At 29.1% G+C, this 7,524-nt stretch carries 8 protein-coding genes and 1 pseudogene; 3 read left to right on the plus strand and 6 right to left on the minus strand.

What is annotated here, in order from left to right; translation table 11 throughout:
• The 5 genes from Q5F54_RS08350 to alr all read right to left on the minus strand — a co-directional run.
• A partial coding sequence (locus Q5F54_RS08350) for a hypothetical protein (protein WP_302334229.1) occupies nucleotides 1-1,001 on the minus strand: 1,001 nt, incomplete at its 3' end.
• A 139-nt stretch (nucleotides 1,002-1,140) separates the two neighbouring features.
• The gene (locus tag Q5F54_RS08355; RefSeq protein WP_071120094.1) at nucleotides 1,141-2,046 is read right to left on the minus strand and encodes an LD-carboxypeptidase; all 906 of its coding nucleotides are present in this window, start codon (nucleotides 2,044-2,046) and stop codon (nucleotides 1,141-1,143) included.
• 16 nt (nucleotides 2,047-2,062) lie between these two features.
• Nucleotides 2,063-2,596, minus strand: a complete 534-nt coding sequence (locus Q5F54_RS08360) for a spore maturation protein (protein WP_071120093.1) — start codon at nucleotides 2,594-2,596, stop codon at nucleotides 2,063-2,065.
• 2 nt (nucleotides 2,597-2,598) lie between these two features.
• The gene (locus Q5F54_RS08365; protein WP_071120092.1) at nucleotides 2,599-3,231 is read right to left on the minus strand and encodes a nucleoside recognition domain-containing protein; all 633 of its coding nucleotides are present in this window, start codon (nucleotides 3,229-3,231) and stop codon (nucleotides 2,599-2,601) included.
• Between the two features lie 28 nt (nucleotides 3,232-3,259).
• Nucleotides 3,260-4,387: an alanine racemase gene (gene alr, locus Q5F54_RS08370; RefSeq protein ID WP_302334230.1), complete on the minus strand. Its 1,128-nt coding sequence runs from the start codon at nucleotides 4,385-4,387 to the stop codon at nucleotides 3,260-3,262.
• Between the two features lie 202 nt (nucleotides 4,388-4,589).
• Between alr and Q5F54_RS08375 the strand changes: the two genes are divergently transcribed.
• From Q5F54_RS08375 to Q5F54_RS08385, 3 genes are all read left to right on the plus strand, one after another.
• Nucleotides 4,590-5,765, plus strand: a complete 1,176-nt coding sequence (locus Q5F54_RS08375; protein ID WP_302334231.1) for a M20 family metallopeptidase — start codon at nucleotides 4,590-4,592, stop codon at nucleotides 5,763-5,765.
• Between the two features lie 415 nt (nucleotides 5,766-6,180).
• Entirely contained in the window at nucleotides 6,181-6,978 is a 798-nt protein-coding gene (locus Q5F54_RS08380) for a M55 family metallopeptidase (RefSeq protein ID WP_071120089.1), read from the plus strand.
• Nucleotides 6,979-7,060: 82 nt separating this feature from the next.
• On the plus strand, nucleotides 7,061-7,189 hold the full coding sequence (locus Q5F54_RS08385) for a hypothetical protein (RefSeq protein WP_278335242.1): 129 nt from the start codon (nucleotides 7,061-7,063) through the stop codon (nucleotides 7,187-7,189).
• A 45-nt stretch (nucleotides 7,190-7,234) separates the two neighbouring features.
• Here Q5F54_RS08385 and Q5F54_RS08390 read toward each other — a convergent pair.
• A pseudogene (locus tag Q5F54_RS08390) lies at nucleotides 7,235-7,524 on the minus strand (hypothetical protein); the annotation flags it as partial.

The following is a 7,524-nucleotide window of genomic DNA, read 5'->3' on the forward strand; positions in this document are numbered from 1 at the left end:
ATATTATATTTATATATTTGTTTATAATCAAACATAAATACTCCACTAGGCTTTGGTAATATACCATATTCTTCTTTATTACCTTCTAATATATTAATTATTTCTTTAGCTACATAACTACCTTGATATTCTCCTACTGCTACAACTCCACCTATTACACCATTAAAAACATATGCATAATTGTTTGTATATATAGGATTTTTAGTTATATCTTTTATATCGTTAACAACATCTTTTAACATTACATGTGAGTTATCATTTTTATACATAAATGTTCCTGTAAGAATAATAGCTTGATTTTTGTCATCAATTTTTTTTAATTTATTTTGTATATCTTCAATATAATTAGATTGTATAAAATTAATTTTTACTGACCTAAAAAATAAATATTTTGATGACTCTATTCTTTCTTTCACCATATTTGAATAAGTAAATTCATCAATTATAACATTTATAGTATCTATATTAGGGTGAAGATATAATATCAAATTAAATAGTTCATCTGTATTAGATTGTAATATACCTGTTATATATTTTTTATGTTCATCTGTAAGTTCAACATTACCATTTATTCCAGTAAATAATATCTGTTTATGATACATTATACTATCTGGATTTAGAACCTCTGATTTTACAAACTCAAAGGCTTCGTCATCTACAGCAAATATTACATCTATATCTTTATATTGGTACTTTTTATTTAATAATTCTTTAAAAGAATTTAAATAATCTTTATCATTTCTTTTTCTTATATCTAGATATTCTAAATCTATATTTAAATCTAAGTCTTGTGGCTTTATTTGTTTTAATTTTTCTTCAAATCCAGTTAATACATGGTTTTCCCATTCATTCTTAGAATCATATGAATTTATAACTAATATATCTAAAGTTTTGTCATTATTTTCTAAAATATTATATGCATATATTGAGGTTGTACCATTTAAAATGATTAATATTGTTATGCTTATAATAGTTGCATAATTTAATAATCCTTTCTTCATTTTGCTCTCCCTTATATTGGCTTTTTAGATTATTTTATTATTTCTATTATAGTCAATAAATCATTTACAATTCTATGGAAAATTATAGCGATATAATTACAATAAAAAATGAACCTAAAATTAGATTCATTTTTATAATTTATTTTATTAATTCTAAAGTTTTTTCTGTAGCATTTAACTTATACTTACATCCAAAAGGAAGTGTTATCATTGGAGTACAGTGACCTGATTTTAAGTTAAATATACAAGGCTTATTGTACTTAGATACTCTATCTTGTATAAGTTCTAAAATTTCAAAATCATCATCATTTTCCTTGTTACAATCACAGAAATCACCAAATACAATCCCAGCACAATCATCAAACTTACCTGCTAGTGATAGCTGAGTTAACATTCTATCTAATCTGTATATAGCCTCTCCAACATCTTCTATAAATAGTATTTTATCCTTTGTATCTATTTCATATTTAGTTCCAATACCTGCTGCTATTAATGCTAAATTTCCACCTATTAATTCACCTTCACACTGACCTTTTACAACTGTATATATAGGTTCATCATTTGGATTTTCAAACTTAGTAACATTGTTATTTAAAGCATTTATTAAAGAGTTATAAGTAAATTCATCCCATTTAGGAGATGTTCCTGCCATTACCCCATGAAATGTTACTAAATCAGCGTATTTATTAAAAGCTATATGTAGTCCTGTTATATCTGAAAATCCAACAAAGAATTTAGGATTATTTTTTATAATATTATAGTCTATTAAGTCTAATATTCTAGGTGTTCCATATCCACCCCTTAAACAAAATATTCCATCTACAGTTTTATCTAAAAACATATCTTCAATATCTTTTGCTCTTATATCATCTTCACTTGATAAATATCCTTTATAAGAACCATAACAACTTTCTCCGAACTTAACATTATATCCTAAGTCATTTAATGCATTTTCTATTTCACCTAAAGTTGTAGCTCTAAACGGTCCAGATGGTGCTACTATACCTATAGTATCTCCCTTTTTTATTCCTTTTGGATATATCATATTATCTCCCCTTTAATTAAAACATTATGTTTGTTACAACAACAGCAGTTATTATACCTACAACATCTGCTATAAGTCCTGCAGGAAGTGCATGACGAGTCTTTTTAATCCCTACTGCTCCAAAGTAAACTGCTAGTACATAGAAAGTAGTTTCTGTTGATCCATTCATTACAGATGCCATTCTACCTATTAGTGAGTCTGGTCCGTAAGTTGTAAATAAATCATTCATAACCCCAGATGCTCCTCCACCTGATAAAGGTCTTATAAGTGCCATTGGTAAAACTTCTCCTGGCATTCCTATTTTACTAGTTATTGGTGATAGTGCATTTGTTATTAAATCAAGTGCTCCAGATGCTCTAAAAACACCTATTGCAACTAGCATACCTACTAAAAATGGTATGATTGTTACTGCTGTTTTAAAACCATCTTTTGCTCCATCTGTAAATGTTTCATATACATTAACTTTTTTAAATGCTCCAAATAATACTATTGATACTATTATAAAGGGTATTGCATAAAGTGATATTGCATTTACTATATTTTCAAACATAATTAGTCCTCCTTACTAGCTGCTAATGTTTTGTTAGCTACTAATTTTGTTTTTTTATTTTTTGAAAACTTTTCAAATACTTTTACAGCTACTACTGCAGCTAATGTAGATGCTATTGTAGCAACTAATGTTGGCCCAATTATTTCTGCAGGGTTTTTAGAACCTGCTGCTAATCTATATGCTACAACACTTGATGCAACTAATGTTACTGATGAAGTATTTATTGCTAAAAACATACACATTGCATTTGATGCTGTATCTTTTTCTTCATTTAATTCTTGAAGTTCTTGCATAGCTTTTATACCTAGTGGTGTTGCTGCATTACCAAGTCCTAATATGTTTGCTGCTATATTCATAACCATAGATCCCATAGCAGGGTGGTCTTTTGGAACCTCTGGGAATAAAAACTTCATTATAGGCTTTAGTGCATTTCCTATTAATTTAACTAAACCAGCTTCTTCAGCTATTTTCATAAGCCCTAACCATAAAGCCATCATACCTATTAGCCCCATTGCTAATTCTACTCCTGTTTCTGCGTTACTCATTAACGCATCTGTAACTGCTTGTGTATTACCAGTTAAAACACCTATAGTTATTCCCCCAACTAGTAATACCATCCATATAATGTTGATCATTATATCTCCCCCCTTTTTAGATATTCTACTAGCTTAAATAATCTAATATTTTATATATTTTTTTATCTTTTATATATACTCTGTCAACTCTTCTTGATACTATACTTAATAGCTCATTTCTATTTGTATCTGCTAAATTAGCTACATCAAGTAAATTAGGTCCGCCATTTCCATAAAAAATAACTTCACTATCCATACTAACGTCTTTGATATCTGTTAAATCAACTATACATTGATCCATGCAGATTTTACCTAGTATGTTTGCTTTTTTTCCATTTACATAGACATACCCTTTATTTGATAGTATTCTTGGTATACCATCTGAGTATCCACATAGGACTGTTCCTACTTTCATATCTTTATCTGCTATATATGAGTAGTCATAACTTATTCCTTCGCCCTTTTTAATAGTTTTTATTTGTGCAAACTTAGATTTAAAAGTCATAGCATGTTTTAAATCCATTTCTGATTTTCTACTATTGTATCCATATAAACTTGCTCCAACCCTAACCATATCCATATGAAAATCTTTATAAGCAACCATGCCTATACTATCGCATATATGCTTTATAGGTATATTAATACGTTTTACTTTATCTAATAGATTAATAAATTTATTAAATTGATCATAATCACTTTTCTCATCTTTAAGTGCTAGATGCGAAAATATTCCTTCTACATTTATATTTGGTAAATTGTATATATAATTGATTGTAGATGGTAAACTTTCGTCTATCTTAAATCCTAATCTATTAAATCCTGTATCTATTTTTATATGTATGTTAGCTTTTTGGGTTGTTTTTTTAGATTTATTTGATAAAATTTCAGCTTGTTCTTTTGAAAATATCGTCAATGTTATATTGTGTTGAATTGCTATATCAAGACAATCATCTGGAGTGTATCCCATTACTAATATGGGTAATTTTATATTATTATTTCTAAGTTCGATAGCTTCATTAAGACCTGCAACGCATATATAGTCAACATTTTCTTCTTCTAAAACTTTTGCAACTTCAATTGCTCCATGACCGTAAGCATTTGCTTTTACAACTGCTCCTAACTTAGTATTTTTATCTATAACTTTTTTTATTTCATTTATGTTGTGTTTTATAATATCCAAATCTACTTCAACGTATGTAGGTCTTAATAATCTCATATTATATCCCCCTAATATTACTTAATTTTTATCAATCTAAATTCCCATTCATTCCCTTTGACCTTTTTATTATATATCATTTTTAGATATTTTTTTTGAAAATGATGCTTATCATATTGCAAAAAATGCCATATACAATTTATTCCATTTTTATAAATACAATATTGATATAATTAACTTATCATTAAATAGGGGTGATTAAGTGAACAGTTTAACAAGTAAAATTAAGAATTTAAAGTCATGGTTAATAGATGTAAGACGTGATTTACATAAAACTCCAGAAATTGATCTTGAAGAATTTTTAACTAAAGAAAAAATTATAAAATACTTAGAAGAAATAGGTATAGATTATACTACTTACCCTAATCATACAGGGGTTATGGCTTACATTAATAAAAATGCTAAAAATACAGTTGCTATTCGGGCTGATATAGATGCCTTACCTATTGTAGAAACTAATAATAAAAGTTATAAATCTATACATAGTGGTAAAATGCATGCTTGTGGTCATGATGCTCATACTGCAATACTTCTTGGAAGCTGTAAAGTTTTATATGATATGAGAGATGAACTAGATGTAAATGTTAAGTTTTTATTCCAACCAGCAGAGGAAACAGTTGGAGGTGCAAAACTTCTAATAAAAGATGGTTGCATGGAAAATCCTAAGGTTGACTACACTATAGGACTTCATGTAATGCCACATATAAATACAGGTATGGTTGAGCTTCAATATGGTTCTATGAATGCTTCAACTGATACAGTTAGTATAACTATTGAAGGTAAACAAGGTCATGGTGCTTATCCTCATCAAGGAGTTGATGCAATAGTAGCAGCAGGTCATGTTATATGCGCTCTTCAAAGTATAGTTAGTAGAAATATAGATCCTGTAGATTCTGTAGTATTATCTCTTGGAGTTATAAATGGTGGTATAAAAGAAAATGTGATATGCCCAAAAGTTACACTTGGCGGTACTTTAAGAACTTTAAACCCTGATACTAGAAGATATACTAAAGAAAGAATAAAAGAAATAGTAGACTTTACTTGTAAAGGCCTTGGTGCAAAAGGTAGTGTTGATATTGAGGAAGGCTATGCACCACTTGTTAATGATAACTTTGTTGTAGATATAGTAAAAGAAAATGCGATAAACTTGTTAGGAAAGGATAATGTAGTATTTAGAAAGCATCCTTCTTTAGGAGCAGAAGATTTTTCATTTTTCTTAGAACATTCAAAAGGAGCTTTTTATCATTTAGGGTGTAGAAATGAAGAGAAAAATATTTTATCGCCTTTGCATACTGCTGATTTTGATATAGATGAGGATTGCTTAGAGATAGGGGTTATGCTTCATGTGTTGAATACATTGTCTTTTGCAAAGCTATAGTAATTCTTAAGATATAGTCCGCTCGGTGAGAATATATAAGTCCTCCTCCAAGCTAAAATTCGCTTCGCTCATAGCGCCAACGATATATCCTTGCTACCGCTTCGGATACATCCGTTGCTTAAAATGTCGGTTCAGCTTATGTATTTTACTCTTCGCTCATGGATTATAACGAAATATACTTGCGAGCAATATATTGGCAAAACACTTCAGATACATCCGTTGCTTAAAATTCGCTTTGCTCATAGCGCCAACGATATATCCTTGCTACCGCTTTGAGCAACGTGTTGGCGAAACACTTTGGATATATCCGTTGCTTAAAATGTAGGTTTAGCTTATATATTTTCTTCTTTCAAGGGTTATAAATATCGAAAAATATCAATAAAAAACACTTAAAATTTATTTAGGGGGTAGATTTATGAAAGTTTATATTAGTGCAGATATTGAAGGTACTTGTGGAATTGTTGATTGGGAGGAAACTAATTTGCATGACCCTCAAGCTACATATCATAAGGAACAAATGACTAAGGAAGTTAATGCAGCTTGTTTAGGTGCAAATGATTTAGGTTGTGATGATATATTTGTAAAGGATGCACATGGAAGTGCAAGAAGTATAAATCCATCAATGTTACCTGAAAATACAAGAATACTTCGTGGGTGGGCTAGAAATCCACACATGATGATGGCTGGTATTGATGAAGGTTTTGATGCTTCAATGTTTATAGGGTATCATAGTGCTGCTTCGGAAGATGGCAATCCACTAGCACATACTATGAATAGTGTTGAATATGATTATATAAAATTAAATGGTATGATACTTTCTGAATTTATTATGAATGCTTATACTTCTATATATTATGGCATACCTGTAGCATTTTTAAGTGGTGATGAAATGCTTTGTGAAAATGCAAAGAAAATTTTCCCTAATTTAGTTACAGTTGCCGTTTCAAAGGGCATTGGCAATGGTTCTGTATCAATTCATCCAAATTTAGCTGTAAAAAGAATAAATGAAGGTGTTAAAGAGGCTTTATCTGGTGATTTATCTAGACATATGATAAAATTACCGGAAAAATTTGAAATTGAAATAAAGTTTAGAAATCATTTTAAAGCTTATAGAGCATCTTTTTATCCAGGTGTTGAAAAGTTAGATTCTCAAACTATAAAATTTGTTACTAATGATTATTATGAATTTTTAAGAATGTTTTTATTTATATAATTTATAAATACTTATTAGTGTATAAAAATAACTATATAAACACAAAATATAGTGAATTTACTTTATAGGAGGTATATCATCAATGGAAAATACATCATTTGAAATAGCCAAAGTAAAGGAAAGTGAAAGGGAAGCAATAGAAAAAGCTGAACGTACATTAAAAGCCGAAACTGGCAAAGACTTTGTCCTTATAGCTTGGGAGAGAAAGTAGTCTCCTTTAAAGTAATTCGCCCTGACAAATTGTCAGGGCTTTAATTTACTTAACCGCTTTTAATTTTGCTATATCTGCCCAGTTGCTTGCTGTTATTACTTCCACATTTGTTATATCTTTTTTTACTGCTTCAACATCACCTTTTATATGTGCTATATCATGTTTTATGTTTTCTTGTTCTGCTTTTATTACATCTACTTTATGTTCTAAAGCCTTTAGTATTTGAGTATTCTCATTTATTTGACTTTCAATTGAATCTATCCTAGTTTCTATTGAACCAATTTTGTTTTCCATTAAATCCATTTTGTTTTCCATTAAATCCATTTTGTTTTCCA

Source organism: uncultured Romboutsia sp. (assembly GCF_958366745.1).
Classification (GTDB): domain Bacteria; phylum Bacillota; class Clostridia; order Peptostreptococcales; family Peptostreptococcaceae; genus Romboutsia; species Romboutsia timonensis.